The organism is Paenibacillus sp. UASWS1643, assembly GCF_008693195.1.
GTDB classification, from domain to species: domain Bacteria; phylum Bacillota; class Bacilli; order Paenibacillales; family Paenibacillaceae; genus Paenibacillus; species Paenibacillus amylolyticus_B.
In genome coordinates, this window is sequence record NZ_VXKZ01000012.1 from 1 (window position 1) to 243 (window position 243).

1 tRNA gene is annotated in these 243 nt (G+C 50.2%); it reads right to left on the bottom strand.

The features are described 5' to 3' along the window. Position 1 precedes the first annotated feature (1 nt). Positions 2-74: transfer RNA gene (locus FE296_RS00065), tRNA-Phe, on the bottom strand. Between the last annotated feature and the right edge of the window lie 169 nt (positions 75-243).

Genomic DNA, 243 nt, shown 5'->3' on the forward strand with positions numbered 1-243 from the left:
GTGGCTCGGGACGGAATCGAACCGCCGACACGAGGATTTTCAGTCCTCTGCTCTACCGACTGAGCTACCGAGCCATAATAAAGTCTAATCTTAATTCCTTACACTTTATATAGGGCATCAGTGCCATACAGCAGATGTAGTGAACAGTTTGCCTCATGTAAAGATTAAATGGCGGAACCGACGGGATTCGAACCCGCGATCTCCTGCGTGACAGGCAGGCATGTTAGGCCAACTACACCACGG